Origin of the sequence: Burkholderia sp. BCC1972, from assembly GCF_905339605.1 — a bacterium.
In the GTDB taxonomy this organism is placed as follows: Bacteria; Pseudomonadota; Gammaproteobacteria; order Burkholderiales; family Burkholderiaceae; genus Burkholderia.
The window spans coordinates 101187-123581 of the sequence record NZ_CAJPGH010000024.1 but is presented as its reverse complement, the minus strand read 5'-3'; the positions used below and the strand labels follow the sequence as shown (position 1 = coordinate 123581).

At 67.3% G+C, this 22395-nt stretch carries 24 protein-coding genes; 16 read left to right on the top strand and 8 right to left on the bottom strand.

What is annotated here, in order from left to right:
- Nucleotides 1–63: 63 nt before the first annotated feature.
- The 6 genes from U5798_RS28330 to U5798_RS28305 all read right to left on the bottom strand — a co-directional run bounded on the left by U5798_RS28330 (nucleotide 64) and on the right by U5798_RS28305 (nucleotide 7280).
- On the bottom strand, nucleotides 64–495 hold the full coding sequence (locus tag U5798_RS28330) for a GNAT family N-acetyltransferase (RefSeq protein ID WP_322083867.1): 432 nt from the start codon (nucleotides 493–495) through the stop codon (nucleotides 64–66).
- Nucleotides 496–500: 5 nt separating this feature from the next.
- Nucleotides 501–776, bottom strand: coding sequence for a hypothetical protein (locus U5798_RS28325; protein ID WP_006476519.1), 276 nt, complete (start codon nucleotides 774–776; stop codon nucleotides 501–503).
- Between the two features lie 39 nt (nucleotides 777–815).
- Complete coding sequence (glp, locus tag U5798_RS28320) at nucleotides 816–2114, bottom strand: gephyrin-like molybdotransferase Glp (protein WP_322083864.1); 1299 nt, start codon at nucleotides 2112–2114, stop codon at nucleotides 816–818.
- Nucleotides 2115–2226: 112 nt separating this feature from the next.
- Nucleotides 2227–2844, bottom strand: coding sequence for a molybdenum cofactor guanylyltransferase MobA (gene mobA / locus U5798_RS28315; RefSeq protein ID WP_322083863.1), 618 nt, complete (start codon nucleotides 2842–2844; stop codon nucleotides 2227–2229).
- A gap of 29 nt (nucleotides 2845–2873) precedes the next feature.
- The gene (gene moaA, locus U5798_RS28310) at nucleotides 2874–3986 is read right to left on the bottom strand and encodes a GTP 3',8-cyclase MoaA (protein ID WP_124456033.1); all 1113 of its coding nucleotides are present in this window, start codon (nucleotides 3984–3986) and stop codon (nucleotides 2874–2876) included.
- Nucleotides 3987–4115: 129 nt separating this feature from the next.
- Entirely contained in the window at nucleotides 4116–7280 is a 3165-nt protein-coding gene (locus U5798_RS28305) for an Rne/Rng family ribonuclease (RefSeq protein ID WP_322083862.1), read from the bottom strand.
- A gap of 722 nt (nucleotides 7281–8002) precedes the next feature.
- Between U5798_RS28305 and U5798_RS28300 the strand changes: the two genes are divergently transcribed.
- From U5798_RS28300 to U5798_RS28285, 4 genes are read left to right on the top strand one after another with little or no spacing between them, the layout of a single operon-like run.
- The gene (locus tag U5798_RS28300; protein ID WP_124456031.1) at nucleotides 8003–9007 is read left to right on the top strand and encodes an RluA family pseudouridine synthase; all 1005 of its coding nucleotides are present in this window, start codon (nucleotides 8003–8005) and stop codon (nucleotides 9005–9007) included.
- Nucleotides 9008–9012: 5 nt separating this feature from the next.
- Nucleotides 9013–9672 carry an HAD-IA family hydrolase gene (locus U5798_RS28295; protein ID WP_322083861.1) on the top strand — a complete coding sequence of 220 codons (660 nt, stop codon included), beginning with the start codon at nucleotides 9013–9015 and terminating at the stop codon, nucleotides 9670–9672.
- Nucleotides 9669–10070, top strand: coding sequence for a Rieske (2Fe-2S) protein (locus tag U5798_RS28290; protein WP_124456029.1), 402 nt, complete (start codon nucleotides 9669–9671; stop codon nucleotides 10068–10070). The genes U5798_RS28295 and U5798_RS28290 overlap by 4 nt, the downstream gene beginning before the upstream one ends.
- 12 nt (nucleotides 10071–10082) lie before the next feature.
- Nucleotides 10083–11075: a S49 family peptidase gene (locus U5798_RS28285; protein ID WP_124456028.1), complete on the top strand. Its 993-nt coding sequence runs from the start codon at nucleotides 10083–10085 to the stop codon at nucleotides 11073–11075.
- 72 nt (nucleotides 11076–11147) lie between these two features.
- On the opposite strand, the gene U5798_RS28280 is transcribed toward U5798_RS28285, so the two are convergent.
- Both U5798_RS28280 and U5798_RS28275 read right to left on the bottom strand, forming a co-directional pair.
- Nucleotides 11148–11870, bottom strand: coding sequence for an SAM-dependent methyltransferase (locus U5798_RS28280; RefSeq protein ID WP_043181959.1), 723 nt, complete (start codon nucleotides 11868–11870; stop codon nucleotides 11148–11150).
- Nucleotides 11867–12499 carry a Maf-like protein gene (locus U5798_RS28275; protein ID WP_124456027.1) on the bottom strand — a complete coding sequence of 211 codons (633 nt, stop codon included), beginning with the start codon at nucleotides 12497–12499 and terminating at the stop codon, nucleotides 11867–11869. The genes U5798_RS28280 and U5798_RS28275 overlap by 4 nt, the downstream gene beginning before the upstream one ends.
- Before the next feature lie 230 nt (nucleotides 12500–12729).
- On the opposite strand from U5798_RS28275, the gene U5798_RS28270 reads away from it, so the two are divergent.
- The 12 genes from U5798_RS28270 to U5798_RS28215 all read left to right on the top strand — a co-directional run bounded on the left by U5798_RS28270 (nucleotide 12730) and on the right by U5798_RS28215 (nucleotide 22381).
- Entirely contained in the window at nucleotides 12730–13365 is a 636-nt protein-coding gene (locus U5798_RS28270) for a YceD family protein (protein WP_069620558.1), read from the top strand.
- Nucleotides 13366–13463: 98 nt separating this feature from the next.
- A complete protein-coding gene (gene rpmF, locus U5798_RS28265) occupies nucleotides 13464–13643 on the top strand; it encodes a 50S ribosomal protein L32 (protein WP_006051932.1) in 180 nt (59 codons plus the stop codon).
- Nucleotides 13644–13772: 129 nt separating this feature from the next.
- On the top strand, nucleotides 13773–14879 hold the full coding sequence (plsX, locus tag U5798_RS28260; RefSeq protein WP_124456026.1) for a phosphate acyltransferase PlsX: 1107 nt from the start codon (nucleotides 13773–13775) through the stop codon (nucleotides 14877–14879).
- Entirely contained in the window at nucleotides 14880–15869 is a 990-nt protein-coding gene (locus tag U5798_RS28255; protein WP_124456025.1) for a beta-ketoacyl-ACP synthase III, read from the top strand.
- Nucleotides 15870–15952: 83 nt separating this feature from the next.
- Nucleotides 15953–16885, top strand: coding sequence for an ACP S-malonyltransferase (fabD, locus tag U5798_RS28250; protein ID WP_124456024.1), 933 nt, complete (start codon nucleotides 15953–15955; stop codon nucleotides 16883–16885).
- A 36-nt stretch (nucleotides 16886–16921) separates the two neighbouring features.
- Nucleotides 16922–17671, top strand: a complete 750-nt coding sequence (gene fabG / locus U5798_RS28245) for a 3-oxoacyl-ACP reductase FabG (RefSeq protein WP_124456023.1) — start codon at nucleotides 16922–16924, stop codon at nucleotides 17669–17671.
- A 144-nt stretch (nucleotides 17672–17815) separates the two neighbouring features.
- Complete coding sequence (acpP, locus tag U5798_RS28240; protein ID WP_004197638.1) at nucleotides 17816–18055, top strand: acyl carrier protein; 240 nt, start codon at nucleotides 17816–17818, stop codon at nucleotides 18053–18055.
- Nucleotides 18056–18219: 164 nt separating this feature from the next.
- Nucleotides 18220–19452 carry a beta-ketoacyl-ACP synthase II gene (gene fabF / locus U5798_RS28235; protein WP_124456022.1) on the top strand — a complete coding sequence of 411 codons (1233 nt, stop codon included), beginning with the start codon at nucleotides 18220–18222 and terminating at the stop codon, nucleotides 19450–19452.
- Nucleotides 19453–19463: 11 nt separating this feature from the next.
- The gene (locus U5798_RS28230; protein ID WP_124456021.1) at nucleotides 19464–19928 is read left to right on the top strand and encodes a hypothetical protein; all 465 of its coding nucleotides are present in this window, start codon (nucleotides 19464–19466) and stop codon (nucleotides 19926–19928) included.
- A gap of 91 nt (nucleotides 19929–20019) precedes the next feature.
- Entirely contained in the window at nucleotides 20020–20619 is a 600-nt protein-coding gene (gene rpoE / locus U5798_RS28225; RefSeq protein WP_006490873.1) for an RNA polymerase sigma factor RpoE, read from the top strand.
- 86 nt (nucleotides 20620–20705) lie between these two features.
- Nucleotides 20706–21323: a sigma-E factor negative regulatory protein gene (locus tag U5798_RS28220; RefSeq protein ID WP_124456020.1), complete on the top strand. Its 618-nt coding sequence runs from the start codon at nucleotides 20706–20708 to the stop codon at nucleotides 21321–21323.
- A gap of 5 nt (nucleotides 21324–21328) precedes the next feature.
- Nucleotides 21329–22381 carry a MucB/RseB C-terminal domain-containing protein gene (locus U5798_RS28215; protein WP_124456019.1) on the top strand — a complete coding sequence of 351 codons (1053 nt, stop codon included), beginning with the start codon at nucleotides 21329–21331 and terminating at the stop codon, nucleotides 22379–22381.
- Nucleotides 22382–22395 lie beyond the last annotated feature (14 nt).

Here is a 22395-nt window from a genome sequence, read left to right as displayed (position 1 = left end):
CTCGGCGCCCGTTTTCCTTTTGAAGCCATGTCTGATGCGATCGCCGGCGCGGTCGGCCTGGGCTCATTGTCCGGCGAGCGTATCCAGCGCGTCGCCCGTCACGCGGACGATGCGCCAGTCGGGCAGCACGGTGGCGCCCATCTTCTCGTAGAAATCGATCGCCGGCTGGTTCCAGTCGAGGACCGACCATTCGAAGCGCCTGCAACGGCGCTCGACGGCCAGTGCCGCGAGATGACGCAGCATCGCGGTGCCGAGGCCCGTGCCGCGCTGCGACGGCTGCACGTACAGGTCCTCGAGATAGAGGCCGCGACGGCCGAGGAACGTCGAATAGTTGTGGAAGAACAGCGCGTACGCGACGATCGCGCCGTCCTGCTCGGCTACCCGCGCTTCGGCGGCGGGGTGTGCGCCGAACAGTGCATCGGCGAGATCGGCTTCGGTCGCGACGAACAGATCCGTGAGCTTCTCGAACTCGGCCAGCTCGCGCATCAGCGGCATGCCGCTCACGCTTCCTCCGGCGGATCGGACAGCACGATCTCGATGCCGCCGAAACGCGATGCGACCCAGTTGTACGCGTGGCAGGCGATCCACAGCAGCACGAAGCCGAGAATGGCGTTCAGCAGCAGTGCGCTCAGGATCGTGCTCAATTCGACCATCCCGTAGCGGATGTACGCGACGAGAATGCCGAGCAGCACGATCGGCACGCTGAACGTCAGGTAGACGAGGATCAGCGCCTTTGCGGTCTGCCCCGCGGCGATCGACGAGATTTGCTTCTTCATGTGTGGATTGCCCCCGTAGAGATATACCGATGGTGGAATTCAGATCAGGCCGTCGAGCGGCAGGATGTCGACCGGGGTGCCCGCGTCGACTGCCGCGGCATCGTGGCCCAGGACGATGAAACAGTTGGCGGCCGCGAGGCCGCTCAGCGATGCGGAACTCTGCGAACCGGCCGGCGTGACGTGCCAGCGGCCGTCGGCGGCGCGAGTCGCGATGCCGCGCAGGTAGTCGGTGCGGCCGGGGCGCTTCTTCAGCGCTTGCGTGCTGAGTGCCGTGTACATCGCCGGCGGCGTTGCCTGCGCGCCGGCCAGCGTCAGCAGTGCCGGGCGCACGATCGCGTAGAACGTCACGGCGGACGCGACCGGATTGCCGGGCAAGCCGAAAAACAGCGCGTGGCCGGCGCCGTCGGCCGCGCGTGCGAGCGTGCCGCACGCAAGCGGCCGGCCGGGCCGCAGCGCGAGACTCGCGAACGTCACGTCGCCGAGTTTTGCCATCACGTCGCGCGTGAAGTCGGCTTCGCCGCCCGACACGCCGCCCGACGTGATCACCGCATCGGCCTGCGCGGCGACGGCGTCGCGCAGCGCGGCTTCGAGCGCGGCCGGGTCGTCGCGGACGATCCCGAGATCGATCGCGTCGACATGCAGCCGTTCCAGCATCGCGATCAGCATGCCGCGATTGCTGTCGTACAGCGCGCCGCGACCGAGCGGTTCGCCGGGCTCGCGCAGTTCGTCGCCGGTCGAGAACACGGCGACGCGCACGCGGCGGCGCACCGTGACGTCGCTGAAACCGAACGAGGCGAGCAGGCCGAGATCGGACGGGCGCAGGATGCGGCCCGCGGCGAGCGCGCGGGCGCCGCGCGCGAGATCCTCGCCGGCCTTGCGGCAGTTCGCGCCGGGCGCGGCGTCGTGCGCGGCGAAACGGATCGTGTCGCCGTCGACGCGTACGCGTTCCTGCGGGATCACCGTGTCGCATCCGGCCGGCATCGGCGCGCCCGTCATGATGCGCACGCATGAGCCGGCTGCCACGGCGCCGTCGAACGGATGGCCCGCGAACGCGGCGCCGGCGACCGTCATCTCGATATCACCTTGCGGCGACACGGGCGTGCCGGCGCTGCCGTCGAATGCATAGCCGTCCATCGCCGAGTTGTCGTACGCGGGAATGTCGAACGGCGCATTCACGTCGGCCGCGAGCACGCGGTCGAGCGCATCGCGCAGCGTCACCGTGTCGCACGCGTCGACCGGCACCGCGAAACGGCACGCGAGTGCCTGTGCGTCGGCGAGCGACAGCGGCGCATCGGAATCGGGTGCGGATCGGGGGGCGGGCGAGGATTGCGTGATCATCAGTCGGACTGCGCCGCAAGGCGTATCGGGTTCGTGGCCGGTGGCGCAAGGAGGGTGCCCGGACGCGGGTTTCGCGTGCGGCGGGTGCCGGGCGGTAACGGCGCGTGCGCCGTCAGCGACGGGCCAGCGCGGCGAGTTCCTGCCAGGAGTTGGCATTGTAAAACGCACGCTCGTCGCGAAACTCGACTTCGACCGTCTTGTGGCGTGCGTACCACGCACGCACCTTGCGGTCGCCGGCCGTGAGCCGGGCGGCCAGGTCGTCGGCCAGCGACGTGCGCAGCAGCGCGAACGTCGGCTGCGGCGAGCGCGCCTGCGCTGCATCGACGGTCACGGCCATCGCGATGTCGGCCTGTTGCGCGTCGAGGGCTGCGCGCAGCCGCGCGACGAGGTCGGCGGGCAGGTAGGGCGTATCGCACGGCGAGCACACGACGAGCGGCGCGCGCGCCGCCCGCATGCCGGCGAGCAGGCCCGCGAGCGGGCCGGGGAAGTCGGGTGTTTCGTCCGCGACGATGCGCGCATCGAACGGCGCACCGAGTTCGGCATAGCGGTCGGCATGGCGATTTGCGCTGATCAGCGTCTCGTCGACCTGCGGCGACAGCCGGCGCAGCACGTGCAGCGCGAGCGGCGTGCCGTCGAGCAGCTGCAGGCCCTTGTCGACGCCGTCCATGCGCGTGCCGCGCCCGCCGGCGAGCAGCAGGCCGGCGATCGACGGGGAGGCGGAAGCGGGCATCGTGCGAGAGCGGAACGGGCCGGCGTGCGTCAGCCGCCGATATACGACATTTCGACACGCTTGCCGGTGCCGTCGGGCATGGCTTCGGCCGACGCGCTGCCGCGCAGCTGCGAATAGCGGTCGGTGCGGGCCTGCCAGATGCGGGCAATTGCGGTCGCGATCTCCGCGTCGCTCGCGCCGCCGCGCACGAGCGCGCGCAGGTCGTGACCCGTCGACGCGAACAGGCACAGGTACAGCTTGCCTTCGGTCGACAGCCGTGCGCGCGTGCAGTCGCCGCAAAACGCCTGCGTGACGCTCGAGATCACGCCGATCTCGCCGCTGCCGTCCGCGTAGCCCCAGCGTTGCGCGGTTTCGGCCGCCGTGTGCGGCTCGAGCGGCACCAGCGGGAAATGTTCGGCGATCCGCGCGACGACGTCGGCCGACGGCAGCACCTCGGTCATGTTCCAGCCGTTCGACGTGCCGACGTCCATGTATTCGATGAAGCGCAGGACCACGCCGGTGCCGCGGAAACGCTCGGCCATCGGCAGGATTTCGCTGTCGTTGGTGCCGCGCTTCACGACCATGTTGACCTTGACCGGCGCAAGGCCCGCGGCCTGCGCGGCGAAGATGCCGTCGAGGACGTCGGCGCTCGCGAACTCGGCATCGTTCATGCGCTTGAACAGCGCATCGTCGAGCGCATCGAGGCTGACCGTCACGCGTGTGAGCCCGGCGTCCTTCAGTGCACGCGCCTTGCGCGCCAGCAATGAGCCGTTGGTCGTCAGCGTCAGGTCGAGCGGGCGGCCGGCGTGCGTCGTCAGGCGCGCGAGGCGCTCGATCAGGAATTCGAGATTCTTGCGCAGCAGCGGCTCGCCGCCGGTGATGCGGATCTTCTCGACGCCATGTGCGACGAAGAGCCGTGCCACGCGCTCGATTTCCTCGTGCGTGAGCAGTGCGCTGTGCGGCAGGAACGGGTAGTCCTTGTCAAAGACCGCACGCGGCATGCAGTACACGCAACGGAAGTTGCAGCGGTCCGTCACCGAAATGCGCAAGTCGCGCAGCGGCCTGGCAAACGTGTCGGCCAGCGTGCCGTCTGGGGCATGCGCGACGCCGGAGACGTCCGGCATCCCGCTGACGTCGGCAAGAGGAATGATGCGTCGGGACATGTTGAAAGAAGTGCGAACCAGACCTCTATTTTAGCCGCAAGCGGCCGGCTGGTCCGGTGGGCGGAAACCCGCAGCGCGGACAAGAAAAAGCCCGCCGGGGGCGGGCTTTTCCTGGTCAGGCGATGCGACTTAGTGATGCGTCGTTTCGACCTGCTGCATCGGGGCCGTATCGGCCGGCGGCAGCACCTTGCGTTCACGCGGCACGCGGGCCGGGCGCGGCAGTTGCGACGCGGCTTCCTGCGCAGCGGCGAACTTGCTGGCGTCCGTGTTCACCCAGACGAGGCCGGCTTGCTCCAGCACGACATCCAGGCTCGCCGAAGCGGGCGCGGCTGCCGGTTGCGCGGGAGCAGCTGCCGGTGCCGGAGCTGCGACGGCCTCGACCGGCGCAGCTTCGACCGGTGCCGGCTCGACAGCCACCGGAGCGGCTTCGGTCGCTACGGCCGGTGCGGCTTGCTCGACGGGTGCAGGCTGCGGTGCCTCGACGACGGCCGGGGCCGCAGCCGGGACTGCCGGCACTTCGAACGCGTCGGTCGGCGAAACCTCGACCGGAGCCGGGCCGGCTTCGGCGACGACGGCCGGTGCAACCGGCGCCGGTTCCACTGCCTGGGTGGCGGCGGCCGGCTCGACCGGAGCAGCTTCGACGGGTGCCGGTGCCGGCTGGGTTTCGACGGCGGCCGGTGCAGCATGCTGCTCGACGACTGCTTCCACGGCGACGGCGCTCGCCACGGCCGCGACGACTGCCGGTGCGGCCGTGTGGGCCGGTTCGACAGCAGCCGGTGCTTCCGGCGTCACGGCGTGCACGGCTGCTTCGCCGTCCGCGCCTTGCTCGGCCTGGTCGACGACTGCGCCGTCTTCGTCGCGTTCGCGACGACCGCCGCGGCGGCCGCGACGGCGACGACGACGTTCTTCGCCATCACGCGCGCCGGCTTCCGCATCGGCTGCCAGGTCGGCGCCGGGCAGCGCCTCTGCGACGGCCTTGTCGTCTTCCGGTTCCGGGTGGTTTTCACCGCGGTTGACGGTCTCGAGCGTGGCCGCATGCTGGGTCGGCTTGCGGCGCTCACCGCGCTCGCGACGCTCGCCGCGTTCCTGGCGTTCGCCACGGCCGGCTGCCTCGACGGCTTCCTGCTGCTCGGCGCGTTCGCGCGGCTCGCGGTTCTCACGCGGTTCGCGCGGCTCACGGCTTTCACGCGGCTCGCGCGGTTCGCGGCCTTCGCGCGGGCCACGGCCCTCACGACCTTCGCGGCCTTCACGACCTTCTCGGCCTTCACGACCTTCACGACCTTCACGACCTTCGCGACCTTCGCGCGGCTCGCGACCTTCGCGCGGCTCACGGCCTTCACGCGGTTCGCGCACTTCCTTGCCTTCGCGCTCCTGGCGTTGCGACTGGCCACGGCCTGCCGCTGCCTGGTCGCGGCCGCCTTGCGCCTGCTGCGTGCCGCCACGACGGTTGCGATTGCGATCGCCGCCGCGCTGCTCGGTCTTCTCGGTCCGCTCGCGGGCCGGACGGGCTGCCTGCTCCTTCACCGGTGCCGGAGCAACCGGTGCGGGCGCCGGCGCCGGCGACACGCCGAACAGGCCCTTCAGCCAGCCGATGAAGCCGCCGCTTGCCGCGGCGACAGGGGCGGGTGCGGCAACCGGTTCGACCGGACGCTGCGGTGCCGGGCTCGGGGCCGGACGCTCGGGCGTGATGCCCTTGACTGCGGCTTCCTGCTTCGGCTTCACTTCTGCCGCGCGCTTGCTGTAGCCGGTTTCCGACTCGAGTTCGCGGGCCGCTTCCTCGGCCATCTTCCACGACGCGCGCGGATCGTCGAGGCGCGCATCGTCGTGACGCAGGCGCTCGAGCTTGTAGTGCGGCGTATCGAGGTGCTTGTTCGGGATCAGCACAATGCCGACCTTGAAGCGCGACTCGATCTTGTTGATTTCCTGACGCTTCTCGTTCAGCAGGAAGGCGGTCACCTCGACCGGCACCTGGCAGTGGATCGCCGCGGTGTTTTCCTTCATCGCTTCTTCCTGAATGATCCGCAGGACCTGCAGCGCGGACGATTCGGTGTCGCGGATGTGGCCGGTGCCGTTACAGCGCGGGCACGTCACGTGGCTGCCTTCCGACAGGGCCGGACGCAGGCGCTGGCGCGACAGCTCCATCAGGCCGAAGCGGGAGATCTTGCCCATCTGCACGCGCGCACGGTCGTGCTTGAGCGCGTCCTTCAGGCGCTGCTCGACTTCACGCTGGCTCTTGGCCGATTCCATGTCGATGAAATCGATCACGATCAGGCCGCCGAGGTCGCGCAGGCGCAGCTGGCGGGCGACTTCGTCGGCCGCTTCGAGGTTCGTGCGGGTCGCCGTTTCCTCGATGTCCGCGCCCTTGGTCGCGCGCGCCGAGTTCACGTCGATCGCGACGAGCGCTTCGGTGTGGTCGATCACGATCGCACCGCCCGACGGCAGCGGCACCGTGCGCGAGTATGCGGTTTCGATCTGGTGCTCGATCTGGAACCGCGAGAACAGCGGCACGTCGTCGTGGTAGCGCTTCACCTTCGCGACGTTGTCCGGCATCACGATGTCCATGAACGCACGGGCCTGATCGTGGATTTCGTTCGTGTCGATCAGGATTTCGCCGATATCGGGCTGGAAATAGTCCCGGATCGCGCGGATCACGAGGCTCGATTCCAGATAGATCAGCATCGGCTGGCCCGCGTTGCCGCTTTGCGAGGCAGCCTCGATCGCGCGCCACAGTTGCAGCAGGTAGTTCAGGTCCCACTGCAGTTCCTCGGCGCTGCGGCCGATGCCCGCGGTACGGGCGATCATGCTCATGCCGTCCGGAATCTGCAGCTGCGCCATCGTTTCGCGCAGTTCCTGGCGCTCGTCGCCTTCGATCCGGCGCGACACGCCGCCGCCGCGCGGGTTGTTCGGCATCAGCACGAGGTAACGGCCGGCGAGCGAGATGAAGGTGGTGAGGGCGGCGCCCTTGTTGCCACGCTCTTCCTTCTCGACCTGGACGATCAGCTCCTGGCCTTCGCGCAGGGCATCTTGGATGCGCGCGGAGCGCATGTCGATGCCTTCCTTGAAGTACTGGCGGGCGACTTCCTTGAACGGCAGGAAGCCGTGGCGGTCTTCGCCGTAGTTGACGAAGCACGCTTCGAGCGACGGCTCGATGCGGGTGATGACACCTTTGTAGATATTGCCCTTGCGCTGTTCGCGCCCGGCGGTTTCGATGTCGATGTCGATGAGCTTTTGCCCATCGACGATGGCGACGCGCAGCTCCTCCTGCTGCGTCGCATTGAACAGCATGCGTTTCATGAACGACTCCAGGCGGCTCCGCTACCGGCGCCTCGCGGTTGTCAGTCGCGAGAGCGGGAACGACGGCAGGCCGCACCTTGTTGTGTTGTCACGAGCACGCTGGAGCGGGAACGATGGCGGGGAGAATTGCCTGAAGAGGCGCTTGGGCCCGAAAGACGGGGCCGGCGGCCATAGGGCACCTGCGAATACGGCTTCAAAGCACGGCGTTCACACACCGCACGCTGCAAAAGCGCGCTAAGCCTGAGTCCGGGCATTGCCACGGGCGCGCGCAATGCGTCGCGCGCGCCGACGGGCGGCAGATGCTGCGGCTTGGGCCGCAGCGGGGAGTATCGAATCCAGCCCGACTTTCCCGCTTGGGGTGTACTTCCCTGGTTTGACGTCGCCAAGCCCCGCACGCTTCGCGGGACCAAATCGGGCGCAACGCCGTAATTTTCGCAACCGGCAGCCTGCGGACGCACCTCGCGCCGTCGGGCTGCCGATCAAATTCTTTTCAACCAACTTTCCGTTACCGCGGCGCCTTGCCGACCGAATCCGCCTGTGGGCGCGATCCTTGCCGACGGTCGGCGCCGTGCGTGCAACTTGCTGCATCTCTTTGATTAGGGGTGAGCAGCGGACCCCCGGCGCAAGTAAAATAGCAGTTTGCGCTTGCGCCTTGCCCGATTCAGCCGGGGCCGGCCGGTCAGGCCACCCTCAACGTCAGGCTGGGCAAAATTATATTCAGTATGAATGAGTTAGGCAAAATATCCCAGAATTCGGTCGCAAGCGGCCAGGTATCGATGATCGAGATCGACGAAAACTCGGCCGGTCAGCGGATCGACAACTTCCTGTTGCGCGTCTGTAAAGGCGTGCCGAAAAGCCATATCTACCGGATCCTCCGCAGCGGCGAAGTGCGCGTCAACAAGGGCCGGATCGACGCGCAGTACCGCCTCGAGCTTGGCGACCTCGTCCGCGTGCCGCCGGTGCGCGTGGCGGCCGCAGACCTCGCGCGCGCCGACACGCCGGTCGTGCCGCCCGCCAATTTCCCCGTGCTGTACGAGGACGACGCGATGCTCGTCATCGACAAGCCGGCCGGCGTCGCGGTCCACGGCGGCAGCGGCGTCGCGTTCGGCGTGATCGAGCAGATGCGCCAGGCGCGCCCGCGCGCGAAATTCCTCGAGCTCGTGCACCGGCTCGACCGCGAGACGTCCGGGATCCTGATGCTCGCGAAGAAGCGCACGGCGCTGGTCGGCCTGCACGAACAGATCCGCGAGAACCGGATGGACAAGCGCTACTTCGCGTGCGCGCACGGCGAATGGCAGCCCGATTGGGGCCGTCGCCGCGCGGTGAAGGCGCCGCTGTTCAAGTATTCGACCCCGGAAGGCGAGCGCCGCGTGCGCGTGCAGGACGACGGGCTGCCGTCGCATACGGTGTTCAACCTCGTCGACCGCTGGTCCGACTATGTGCTCGTCGAAGCGGAACTCAAAACGGGTCGGACCCATCAGATCCGCGTGCACCTCGCGCATCTCGGCCTGCCGATCGCCGGCGACGCCAAGTATGGCGATTTCGCACTGAACAAGGCGCTGGCGCGCGCGAACGCGCAACCGTCGCTGAAGCGGATGTTCCTGCATGCACACCGGCTGCGGCTTGCCCATCCGATCACCGGCGAGGCGCTGCAGTTCGACGCGCCGCTGCCGGACGACTGCCGGCGTTTCCTCGATCAACTCAGCGCATTGCGCGATACCGCCTGAACCGCATGGCTCGACAGCAATTTGACCTGATCGTCTTCGACTGGGACGGCACGCTGATGGATTCGACTGCGCACATCGCGCACAGCATCCAGGCCGCATGCCGTGATCTCGGCCTGCCCACGCCGTCCGACGAGGCGTCGCGCTACGTGATCGGCCTCGGCCTGCGCGATGCGCTGCAGATTACCGCTCCGACCCTCGATCCGTCCGACTATGCGCGGCTGGCCGAGCGCTACCGCTATCACTATCTGCTCGACGACCAGCGCATCGAGCTGTTCGCCGGCGTACGCGAACTGCTCGCCGAACTGCGCGACACGGGCTACCTGCTCGCGGTGGCGACCGGCAAGGGTCGGGTGGGGCTGAATCGCGTCCTCGACCAGTCGAAGCTGACGAGCGTGTTCGACGCGACGCGCTGCGCGGACGAGACGTTCTCGAAGCCGCACCCGGCGATGCTGCACGAGTTGTCGCGGGAATTGGGGCAGGACCTCGCACGCACCGTGATGATCGGCGACACGACGCACGACCTGCAGATGGCCGCGAGCGCCGGTGCGGCCGGCGTCGGTGTCGCATACGGCGCGCACCCGGCCGATGCGCTGGCGGCGCTGGCGCCGCGCTTCGTGGCGCCTGATGTCGGCGCGCTGGCCGAATGGCTGAGGGAGTACGCATGAGCACGGCACCGGACGCCGTGCGCGTATGCGCATCGGACGCGCTGAGCGACGGCGGTGCCGGCGTGCGCGTCGACGCGACGCTGCGCGGCGAGCAGGCCGTCGTGTTCTTCGTGCGCTACGAAGGGCGCGCCTACGGCTACCTGAACCGCTGCGCGCACGTGCCGATGGAGCTCGACTGGGCCGAAGGGCAGTTCTTCGAGTCGTCGGGCCTTTACCTGATGTGCGCGACGCACGGCGCGATCTACGCGCCGGACACCGGCAAGTGCGTCGGCGGGCCGTGCCGCGGCGGCCGCCTGCGGCCGGTCGAGGTCGACGAACGCGACACGCCCGACGGCCGTGCGGTATTCTGGGTACCGGATGCCGACCTGTATCCGGCCACTCCCGCCACGACCGACTGACGACACTACTGCATGGCCGACCAACCGAATTCCCCGGATTCCTCCTCCCGTCCCGACAACCGTGAACCGAGCTGGGAGCGCGCGGCGCTCGAGCGGATCGCGCTCGCGGCCGTCAAGGAGCAGCGTGCGGCGCGGCGCTGGAAAATCTTCTTCCGCTTCGCGTTCCTCGGCGTGTTCGTGCTGTTCGCGTTCGCGCTGATCGATTTCTCGAGCGATTCGAAGTTTTCGTCGAGCGGGCGGCATACGGCGCTCGTGACGATCGACGGCGAGATCGCGGCCGGCGTCAACGCGAACGCCGACGACATCAACACGGCGCTCGACGCCGCGTTCGACGACGATGGCACGGTCGGCGTCGTGCTGCGGATCAACAGCCCGGGCGGCAGCCCCGTGCAGGCCGGCATGGTTTACGACGAGATCCGGCGGCTGCGCGCGAAGCATCCGGACAAGCCGCTGTACGTCGTCGTGACCGACATGTGTGCGTCGGGCGGCTATTACATCGCGGCCGCGGCCGACAAGATCTTCGTCGACAAGGCGAGCATCGTCGGGTCGATCGGCGTGCTGATGGACGGTTTCGGTTTCACCGGGCTGATGGGCAAGCTCGGCGTCGAGCGCCGCCTGCATACGTCAGGTGAAAACAAGGGCTTCTACGATCCGTTCTCGCCGGAGACGCCGAAGATGGACACGCACGCGCAGGCGCTGCTCGACCAGGTGCACGCGCAGTTCATCAAGGCCGTGAAGGACGGCCGCGGCAAGCGGCTGCACGAAACTCCCGACATGTTCTCGGGCCTGTTCTGGACGGGCGAGAAGAGCGTCGAGCTCGGGCTCGCCGACGGCTACGGCACGACCGACACGGTCGCGCGCGACGTGCTGAAGGCACCGGATCTCGTCGATTACACGGTGAAGGAAAGCCTGACGAACCGTGTCGCGCGCAAGTTCGGCGCGGCCGTCGGTGGTGCCGCGATGAAGGCGCTGACGGCCGGCGGTGCATCGGTCAGCCTGCGCTGACCGCTGACCGCTGACCGCTGGCGGCGGGCCGCGATGGCCCGCCTTCCAGTTGACCGATCGCCGGGCGCGGCGTCAGTTGGCGAGCAGCAGGAAGATCGCCGGGCGCTTGTGCAGATTCGGCGCAGGCGCCTTTTTCCAGTCGGCCACGGTGCGGCTCGCGATCGTCTCGGTCGCGAGGGTCAGGTCGGCCGCGACGCAGATCTGCGTCGACGGCGCGCAGGTCGCGACCAGCGTGTCGAGCATCGCGTGATTCCGGTACGGCGTTTCGATGAAGATCTGCGTCTGGCGCGCTTTGCGTGACAGTTGTTCAAGTTCGCGCAGGCGCTTCGCACGCGCGGCCGCATCGACCGGCAGGTAGCCGTTGAACGCGAAGCTCTGGCCGTTCAGGCCCGACGCCATCAATGCGAGCAGGATCGAACTCGGCCCGACGAGCGGCACGACCTTCACGCCGCGCTCGTGCGCGCGGCGCACCAGCAGCGCACCGGGATCGGCGACGGCGGGGCAGCCGGCCTCCGACACGAGGCCGGCGTCCGCGCCGGCCAGGATGGGCGCGAGCAGCCGGTCGATGGCGCCGGCCGGCGTATTGACGTTCAGTTCGCTGATCTCGATTTCCTGGATCGGGCGCGTCGTGCCGATCTTCTTCAGGAACGCGCGCGTCGTTTTCGCGTTCTCGCCGATGTAATAGCCGAGCGTGCCGGCGCGTGCCTGGACGGCAGCGGGCAGCACGGCCGCGAGCATCGATTCGTCGCCTTCGCCGAGCGTGTTCGGGACGAGGTAAAGCGTGCCGGCGGTCATGCGCGGTCTCCACGGGTGGTTGCAAACAGCGGGTATTCGGCGGCGCGCAGCATCCGCGTGAGCGCGATCAGCGGCAGGCCGACAAGCGCGGTCGGGTCGTCGGAGTCGATCGCGTCGAGCAGCGCGATGCCGAGCCCTTCGGATTTCGCGCTGCCGGCGACGTCGTACGGCGTTTCCGCGCGCAGGTACGCGTCGAGTTCGGCTTCGGGCAGCGAACGGAAGCGCACGTGCGTGACGACGTCCTCGACCTGCGCTTCGCCCGTGCGGCTGTCGTACAGGCAAAGCGCGCTGTGGAATTCGACGGCGCGACCCTGCATCGACACGAGTTGCGCGAGGGCGCGCTCGTGCGTGCCGGGCTTGCCGATCTGCAGGCCGTCGAAAGTCGCGACCTGGTCCGACCCGATCACGAGCACGCCGTCCGGCGCGTCGATCGTCGCGGCGACGGCGCGCGCTTTCGCGCCGGCGAGGCGCAGCGCGGTCGCGGCCGGCGTTTCGCCGTCGAGCGGGGTTTCGTCGAGATCGGGCGACACGACGTCGAACGGCACGCCGAGGCGCTCGAGGAGCGCGCGGCGGTAACGGGAACTGGAGGCGAGAATCAGCCGCGGCGGGCGGCAAACGGTATCCGGCATGGTCGGTTGGATCGGTGAGTCTTCAGGTGTGGCGCGGCGTTGCGCGGACGCAAGCTTAAGTGATTGACCGCAAAAGGTAAAACAGGTATGCTTTCCCGCTTTTCGTCGGCAGGCTTTCGTTGTGATGGCGCCTGCCGGGTCTTCGGAAGTAAAGTACGTCATCCGCGGATGAGCCGTACGCGAGCGGTAGCAAGCCGGATTCGCAAGTCAGCCTGTAGGCAGGAGCGCACATGAACACTTCTTCTGGCAAACCTGCGGCGGCGCTTGACCCGCACGCGGTCGACCTGTTCGAGTTCGCCCGCAGCGGGCGGCAGGCAGCAGGAGCGGTGCGCCTCTCGCAACTGCCGCGCATGTTAAACGAAGTGCCGGCGGACGCGCCAGATCGCGACACGGTCTTCACCTGGCAGGCGGAAGGGTTCACGCAGAAGGAATTGCAGGACGATGGCGCCGATGGGCAGCAGCCGTACCTGCGCCTCGCGGTGCATGGCCATGCTTGGCTCACGTGCCAGCGCTGCATGACCCCGTACGACCAGACGTTCGACGTCGACATGACGTACCGGGTCGTCGCGACCGAAGAAGAGGCTGAAGAATTTCCGCTCGACGACGATGAAGCCGATGTGATCGTGGGCTCACGCCAGTTCGATCTCGTCGACTTGATCGAAGAGGAATTGCTGCTTTCGTTGCCGCTCGTGCCCAAGCACGAGGTTTGCCCGGCAGTCCACGAAAGCCTCGTGTCGGGTGCGAGCGGTCCCGCGGAAGAGACGGACGAGGAGTCCGACGAAGCCGGGGACGAAGGCAAACGGCCGAATCCGTTCGCAGCGCTGCAAGCGTTGAAGAAGGACGGTGACGGCACCAAGAAACACTAAGCAGTTGTGGCGCGGGAAGGCGTAAGGGCTTTGGGCCAGGGTAGTTAAGCGCCGGATCGGGCTGTGTTAGAATCCGGAAAATTATTTAGGAGTTAGTCATGGCAGTCCAGCAAAACAAGAAGTCGCCGTCGAAGCGCGGCATGCATCGTTCGCACGATTTCCTGACGGCAGCGCCGCTGGCAGTCGAGCCGAGCACGGGTGAAGTGCATCTGCGTCACCACGTCAGCCCGAACGGCTACTATCGCGGCAAGAAAGTCGTCAAGACGAAGAACGACTAAGCGTCAAGTCACGCGTTGCGCGCTACGCTCGCCGTTCGCGTGACAACTGGTTCGCTTGACACTTTCCTGGCGCAACAAAAAGGCGGCATTCAACTGCCGCTTTTTTGTGCCTGAAATTCGTCGCATTCCATGACCGTAAAGCTCACTATCGATTGCATGGGAGGCGACCACGGCCCGTCCGTGACCGTTCCCGCGGCAGTCAAGTTCGTCCGCGCGCATCCCGATGCGCACCTGATGCTCGTCGGCATCGAAAGCGCGATCCGCGCTCAGTTGAAGAAGCTGAAAGCCCTCGACGATCCCGCGCTGACCATCGTTCCCGCCACCGAAGTCGTGGCGATGGACGACCCTGTCGAAGTGGCGCTGCGCAAGAAGAAGGATTCTTCGATGCGTGTCGCGCTCAACCACGTCAAGGATGGCGCGGCGCAGGCCTGTATCTCCGCCGGCAATACCGGCGCGCTGATGGCGGTTTCCCGTTACGTACTCAAGACGCTGCCCGGCATCGAGCGGCCTGCGATCGCGTTCGCGCTGCCGAACCCGACCGGCTATACGATGATGCTGGACCTCGGCGCGAACGTCGACTGCGAGCCGCAGCACCTGCTGCAGTTCGCGGAGATGGGGCACGCGCTGGTGGCCGCGCTCGAAGGCAAGGATCGCCCGACGATCGGCCTGCTGAACATCGGCGAAGAGGTCATCAAGGGCAACGAGACGATCAAGCGCGCAGGCGAACTGCTGCGCGCCAGTACGCTCAATTTCCGCGGCAACGTGGAAGGCAACGACATCTACAAGGGCACCGTCGACGTGATCGTGTGCGACGGCTTCGTCGGCAACGTCGCGCTGAAGACGTCGGAAGGGCTCGCGCAGATGCTGTCCGACATCATCCGCGAGGAGTTCGGCCGTTCGCTGATGTCGAAGCTGATGGCGCTGCTCGCGCTGCCGGTGCTGATGCGTTTCAAGAAGCGCGTCGACCATCGCCAGTACAACGGCGCGGCGCTGCTGGGGCTGAAGAGCCTCGTGATCAAGAGCCACGGTTCGGCCGACGCCTACGCGTTTGAGTGGGCGATCAAACGCGGGTATGATGCCGTCAAAAACGGCGTGCTGGAGCGCCTCGCGCGCGCGATGGCGGATAATTCGGTGTCGCTCGGCGACGGCGAACACGACGCGGGCGGCGCGGGCCAGGCAAGCCCGGCCGCAGGCCATCACGCCGAACCTTCCGCTGCGCAATCCTCTAAAGCATAAATGGCCCAATCGACTCTCTATTCCCGCGTGCTCGGCACGGGCAGCTACCTGCCGCCCGACCGCGTCACGAACCAGCAGCTGGCCGATCGTCTTGCGAAGGAAGGCATCGAGACGAGCGATGAGTGGATCGTTGCGCGCACGGGCATCCATGCGCGCCATTTCGCCGCACCGGACGTCACGACGAGCGATCTCGCGCTCGAGGCGTCGCGTCGTGCGATCGAGGCGGCCGGTGTCGATCCGCAGTCGATCGACCTGATCATCGTCGCGACTTCGACCCCCGATTTCGTGTTCCCGAGCACCGCGTGCCTGCTGCAGAACAAGCTCGGCATCAAGAACGGCGGCGCGGCATTCGACGTGCAGGCCGTGTGTTCGGGCTTCGCATATGCCATGGCGACGGCCGACAGCTTCATCCGCAGCGGCCAGCACCGTACGGCGCTCGTGGTCGGTGCGGAGACGTTCTCGCGCATTCTCGACTTCAAGGACCGCACGACCTGCGTGCTGTTCGGCGACGGCGCGGGCGCGGTGATCCTGTCCGCATCGGAAGAGCCGGGCGTGCTCGGCAGCGCGCTGCATGCGGACGGCAGCTATTCGCACATCCTCTGCACGCCGGGTAACGTCAACCGCGGCGTGATCGAGGGCAGCGCGTTCCTGTACATGGACGGGCAGGCCGTGTTCAAGCTCGCGGTCAACGTGCTCGAAAAGGTCGCGATCGAGGCGCTCGCGAAGGCGAATCTCGCGCCCGAGCAGATCGACTGGCTGATTCCGCACCAGGCCAACATCCGCATCATGACCAGTACCTGCCGCAAGCTCGGCCTGCCGCAGGAGCGCATGGTCGTGACGGTCGACCAGCACGGCAACACGTCGGCCGCGTCGATCCCGCTGGCGCTCGATACCGCGGTGCGCGACGGTCGCATCCAGCGTGGCCAGCACGTGCTGATCGAAGGCGTCGGCGGCGGCTTCACCTGGGGCGCGTCGGTCTTCCGCTTCTGATCCGCGGCGCGCGACCGCTGCGCGCGGATCCCATCGGCGCGCCGTTCGTGCGCGCCGTCCGAATCGATTCAATTGGGGACGATATGAAATTTGCATTCGTTTTTCCGGGGCAGGGCTCGCAGGCAATCGGCATGCTCAACGCATTCGCCGATCTGGCCGTCGTGCGCGAGACGCTTCAGGAAGCGTCCGATGCACTCAATCAGGATCTCGGCAAGCTGATCGCCGAAGGCCCGGCCGAAGAGCTGAACCTGACCACCAATACGCAGCCCGTGATGCTGACGGCCGCCTATGCATGCTACCGCGCGTGGCAGCAGGCAGGCGGTCCGGCGCCGTCGATCGTCGCCGGCCACAGCCTCGGCGAATATACGGCGCTCGTCGCCGCGGGTGCGCTCGCGTTCAAGGACGCCGTGCCGCTCGTGCGCTTCCGTGCGCAGGCGATGCAGACGGCCGTGCCGGTCGGCCAGGGCGGCATGGCCGCGATCCTGGGCCTCGACGACGATACGGTGCGCGCGGTGTGCGCCGAGGCTGCGGAAGCGGGCGTCGTCGAAGCGGTGAACTTCAATGCGCCCGCGCAGGTCGTGATCGCAGGCAGCAAGGCCGCGGTCGAAAAGGCATGCGAGATCGCGAAGGCGAAGGGCGCGAAGCGCGCGCTGCCGCTGCCGGTGTCGGCGCCGTTCCATTCGTCGCTGCTCAAGCCGGCGTCGGACCAGCTGCGCGACTATCTCGCGAACGTCGACGTGAAGGCGCCGCAGATTCCGGTCGTGAACAACATCGACGTGGCCGTGATCAGCGATCCGGCCGCGATCAAGGACGCGCTGGTGCGCCAGGCCGCCGGCCCGGTGCGCTGGGTCGAGTGCGTGCAGCACATCGCCGGTACCGGCGTCACGCACGTGATCGAATGCGGTCCGGGCAAGGTGCTCACCGGCCTGACGAAGCGCATCGACGGCAACCTGACGGGTGCGTCGGTGTTCGATCCGGCGTCGCTCGACGAAGCGCTCAAGCTGGTGACCGCCTGACGCGGCGCCTTTTCCCAAGAAACGGATATTCGATTCATGGACAAGACTCTCGATAAACAGGTCGCGATCGTGACCGGCGCGTCGCGCGGCATCGGCCGTTCGATCGCGCTCGAACTCGCGCGCCTGGGCGCGACGGTGATCGGCACGGCGACGAGCGAAGCGGGCGCCGCCGCGATCACCGCGGCATTCGCGGAAGCGGGCGTCACGGGCCGCGGCGCGGTGCTGAACGTCAACGACGCAGCCGCCGCCGAGGCGCTGATCGATGCGACCGTGAAGGAATTCGGCGCGCTGAACGTGCTTGTCAACAACGCGGGCATCACGCAGGACCAGCTCGCGATGCGGATGAAGGACGAGGACTGGGACGCGGTGATCGACACCAACCTGAAGTCGGTGTTCCGCCTGTCGCGCGCGGTGCTGCGCCCGATGATGAAGGCGCGCGGCGGCCGTATCATCAACATCACGTCGGTGGTCGGTTCGGCCGGCAACCCGGGTCAGGTCAACTACGCGGCCGCGAAGGCCGGCGTGGCGGGCATGACGCGTGCGCTCGCGCGCGAGATCGGCAGCCGCGGCATCACCGTGAACTGCGTCGCGCCGGGCTTCATCGATACCGACATGACGAAGACGCTGCCGGAAGAACAGCAGGCCGCGCTCAAGACCCAGATTCCGCTCGGCCGCCTCGGCAGCCCGGAAGACATCGCCCATGCCGTCGCGTTCCTCGCATCGCCGCAGGCCGGTTATATCACCGGCACGACGCTGCACGTGAACGGCGGCATGTACATGTCGTAACGGTTTTCGTTTACCATCCGCGCCGTATCCCGATTTTCAGGCGGATCGGCGCTTGATCGACCATCAAGCCAACGCGCGTTTTGGCGTCAGCAAACCTGATAAAATGCGCGCACTTGTAAATCTGAACTTTCCCTCGGAGGGGTAATGGACAACATCGAACAACGTGTCAAGAAGATCGTCGCTGAACAACTGGGCGTCGCGGAAGCCGAGATCAAGAACGAAGCTTCGTTCGTGAACGATCTGGGCGCCGACTCGCTCGATACGGTCGAGCTGGTGATGGCTCTGGAAGACGAGTTCGGCATGGAAATCCCGGACGAAGAAGCAGAGAAGATCACGACCGTTCAGCAAGCGATCGACTACGCTCGCGCAAACGTCAAGGCGTAAGCGCCTTTCGCGCTTGTCCGCCACGTCGCCGCGATCTTCGCGATTGACGCGCCATCCTGCCGGCTTCGCGCCGGACGGACTAACAGCCACAGGGCTCGCAGGGCTGGTTCCTGTGGCCACTGTGGCTTTTGTTTTTGTCATCCAATAATGGAAAAGAGGTTACCGTGAGCCGCCGTCGTGTTGTCGTTACAGGCCTGGGGCTGATTTCGCCTGTTGGCAATAGTGTTGCCGACGGCTGGGCCAATCTCGTCGCCGGCAAGTCCGGCATCGCCACCGTCACGAAGTTCGATGCGTCGAACCTCGCCTGCCATTTCGCGGGCGAAGTGAAGGGTTTCAGCGCCGAGGAGTACATCCCGGCGAAGGAAGCCCGGAACATGGATACGTTCATCCATTACGGCATCGCCGCCGGCGTCCAGGCCTTCCGGGACAGCGGGCTGGAAGTGACTGAAGCCAATGCGGAACGCATCGGCGTGCTGGTCGGTTCCGGCATCGGCGGCCTGCCGATGATCGAAGATACGCACCAGACCTACGTCGATCGCGGCGCGCGCCGGATTTCGCCGTTCTTCGTGCCGGGTTCGATCATCAACATGATCTCGGGCCACCTGAGCATCATGTTCGGCCTGAAGGGCCCGAACCTCGCGGCCGTGACGGCCTGCACGACCGGCCTGCACAGCATCGGCCTCGCCGCGCGCCTGATCCAGGCCGGCGACGCCGACGTGATGGTCGCGGGCGGCGCCGAATCGACGGTGTCGCCGCTCGGCATCGGCGGTTTCGCGGCAGCACGCGCGCTGTCGACCCGCAACGACGATCCGGCTACCGCGTCGCGTCCGTGGGACAAGGACCGCGACGGCTTCGTGCTGGGCGAGGGTTCCGGCGTGATGGTGCTCGAGGAGTACGAGGCGGCGAAGGCGCGCGGCGCGAAGATCTACGCGGAAGTCTCGGGCTTCGGCATGACGGGCGACGCGTACCACATGACCGCGCCGAACATGGACGGCCCGCGCCGCTGCATGGTCGCGGCACTGCGCGACGCCGGCGTGAACCCCGACGAGGTCCAGTACCTGAACGCGCATGGCACGTCGACGCCGCTGGGCGACAAGAACGAGTCCGACGCGGTGAAGGCGGCCTTCGGCGAGCACGCGTACAAGATGGTGGTCAACTCCACGAAGTCGATGACGGGCCACCTCCTGGGTGGCGCGGGCGGCCTCGAATCGGTGTTCACGGTGCTGGCGCTGCACAACAACGTGTCGCCGCCGACCATCAACATCTTCAACCAGGACCCCGAGTGCGATCTCGATTACTGCGCGAACACCGCGCGTGACATGAAGATCGACGTCGCCGTGAAGAACAACTTCGGCTTCGGCGGGACCAACGGCACGCTGGTGTTCAAGCGCGTCTGACGTCGAATCGCTTGACGAGTCCATTCGATGCTCCGGCCGGGCGTCCGCAGCGCTTTGCGTTGCGGGCCTCGGCCGTGTCGTATCTCCTGCTGGCCGCATTCGTCGCGTCGGCTGCCGCGTCGGCATACCTGTTTTGGGCGCCGCGCGCGGGCGCTGCCGCCGGCGCAGGCGTGTCGGCCGTGACGGCCGCCCTGCTGGCCGTATGCGCGGCGCGGGCTTGTGCCCGCCGGTTGCCGGCCGAGCTGCGGATCGATGCGTTCGGGGAGATTGCGGCGTTTGGCCGCACCGGGCGGTTGCTGGCCCGCGGCCGCGTGACGGGCCATGCGCACTGGAGCAGCCTGCTGCTGGTGCTGTCGGTCGGGCAGGGCGCCCGGCGGGCCCGGCCGCTGCTGATTCCGGCCGATGCGCTCGACGCGGCATCGTTCAGCGCGCTGTCCGTGCTGGCGAGAACCGCGGGCGCGGCGGGGCGGGCATGACGGCGGCATGGTTACCGACCGTAACCAGCGGCCGGCGCCGGAACGCTACAATAACGCTCCGCGTTGCATCCCTAGTTAACGGATTTGTCAGGTGAGTGAAAAAGAAATCGATCAGGCTCTGGTCGAGCGCGTACAGAAGGGCGACAAGGCGGCGTTCGAACTCCTGGTCTCCAAATACCACCGGAAGATCATTCGGCTGATCTCGCGCCTCGTGCGGGATCCCGCCGAGGTCGAGGATGTGGCCCAGGACGCGTTCATCAAGGCGTATCGTGCGCTGCCGCAATTTCGCGGCGAATCGGCGTTCTATACGTGGTTGTACCGAATTGCCGTCAACACGGCGAAGAACTACCTTGCGACGCAAGGCCGCCGGGCGCCGACTTCGACCGAGGCCGATGCGGAGGAAGCGGAAACTTTCTCCGATGCAGACCAACTAAGGGATATCAACACGCCTGAGTCGATGTTGATGAGCAAGCAGATTGCCGAGACGGTCAACGCTGCAATGGCTCTGCTGCCCGAAGAACTGCGCCAGGCAATCACGCTGCGCGAGATCGAGGGCCTGAGCTACGAAGAGATCGCGGAAATGATGGGCTGTCCGATCGGGACGGTCCGGTCGCGGATCTTCCGTGCGCGCGAAGCAATCGCTGCCAAATTGCGTCCGCTGCTCGATACGCCCGAAGGCAAGCGCTGGTAAGCGCCAAGGGTGGAACGACGCGGGTCGGGGTCTAGTTACGGTTAGAGTCGTGAAGTCACGACGGGGTGTGCAAGATGGGGAGCATCATGGGGTCGGTCAATACGCAATCGCAAGCGTGCTCGCGCGGCGAGCGCCTTTCCGCGCTGGTCGACGGCGAAATGTTCGATGGCCCGGAACACGGGCAGTTTCTGGCTGAGCTCGACCGCGCGGATCGCGCTGCGTGGGCCCATTACCACCTGATCGGCGATGCGCTGCGCTCGGACGAGCTCGCGCTGTCGCCCGCACTGAGCGTCGCGTTCACCGCGCGCATGTCGGCTGCGCTCGAAAGCGAGCCGCACCTGCTCGCGCCGGCGGCCGCGCCGGTCGCGCGCAAGCTGCTGTCGCTGCGCCGGCGCGTCGTGCCTGCGTTCGCGGTCGCGGCCGCGGCGGCCACGCTGACGTGGATCGTCGTCCCGCAGATGCAGACGGCCGGTGCCCCGGGCGCCGTCCAGGTCGCGTCGGCCGGTGCGCAGCAGGGCGGCAACCTGCAGCGCGTGACGGTGGCGCAGGCATCGGCCCAGCCGGGCCTGCAGGACGTCAACATCATTCGCGACGCGAGCCTCGACCAATATCTTGAAGCGCACCAGCAATTCGCGCAGCAGCCCGTCGTCACGGGTTCGATGCCGCTGATCCGCGCAGCCGTGACCACCACGCCAGGCCAATAAACCCGATGCGGACATTGCAGTTGAATCACGCCATCTCCGGATGGAAGCGGCTGCCGGCCCTCCTGCTTTGCGCAGCCGCCCTGTTGTCCGTTCAATCCCTTCCTGCCAGCGCCCAGCAACCGGACGATCCCGTCGCGACCCGCAAGGGCGCGGCAGACTGGCTCGACCGCGTCCAGCAGGCGGCGCAGCAGCAGAGCTACGAAGGCACGTTCGTCTACCAGCGCGGCGGGTATGTCCAGTCGTCGCGCATCGCGCACGTCGCGTCCCGCGACGGTGAATTCGAGCGGATCGAGACGCTCGACGGCAAGCCGCGCAAGCTGCTGCGGCACAACGACGAGCTGTACACGTTCGTGCCCGAGCGCAAGCTGTGCGTGGTCGAGCGCCGTCAGACGCGCGACTCGTTCCCCGCGCTGCTCGGCGCGAGCGGCGAGCACGTGATGTCCGTCTACGACGCGAAGTCGCTCGGCAAGGACCGCGTGGCCGGGATCGACGCGCAGGTCGTCGAGCTCGTGCCGAAGGATGCATACCGCTTCACGTACAAGCTGTGGGCCGACGCGCGCACCGGGCTGCTGCTGCGTTCGCAGACGCTCGATGCGAACGATCACGTGCTCGAGCAGATTGCGTTCTCCCAGCTGCAGGCGGGCGGCGCGAGCGGCGACAAGGCCGCGATCGCGGCCGGCATGCGCAACCTGAGCGGCTGGACGGTCGTGCGCCCGCCGGTCGCGACGGTCGACATGGAAGCGCAGGGCTGGCAGCTCGCACCGAGTGTGGCCGGCTTCCAGAAGATTCGTGAAGTGCGCCGGCCGATGGCTGCGCGCGACGCGGGCGAGCCGCCGATCGCGGTCGATCAGGCCGTCTTCACCGATGGCCTCGCGACGATCTCGGTTTTCATCGAGCCGGCCGAAAAGAATACGCGCAAGGAAGGCGCGGGCAGCACCGGTGCAACGAACGTTCTCGTGAAGCGCCGCGGCGACTACTGGATCACCGTGCTCGGCGAAGTGCCGCCGGCGACGTTGCAGCAGTTTGCGTCTGCCATAGAATACAAGGCTTCCAAGTAACGCTACGGCTTCCG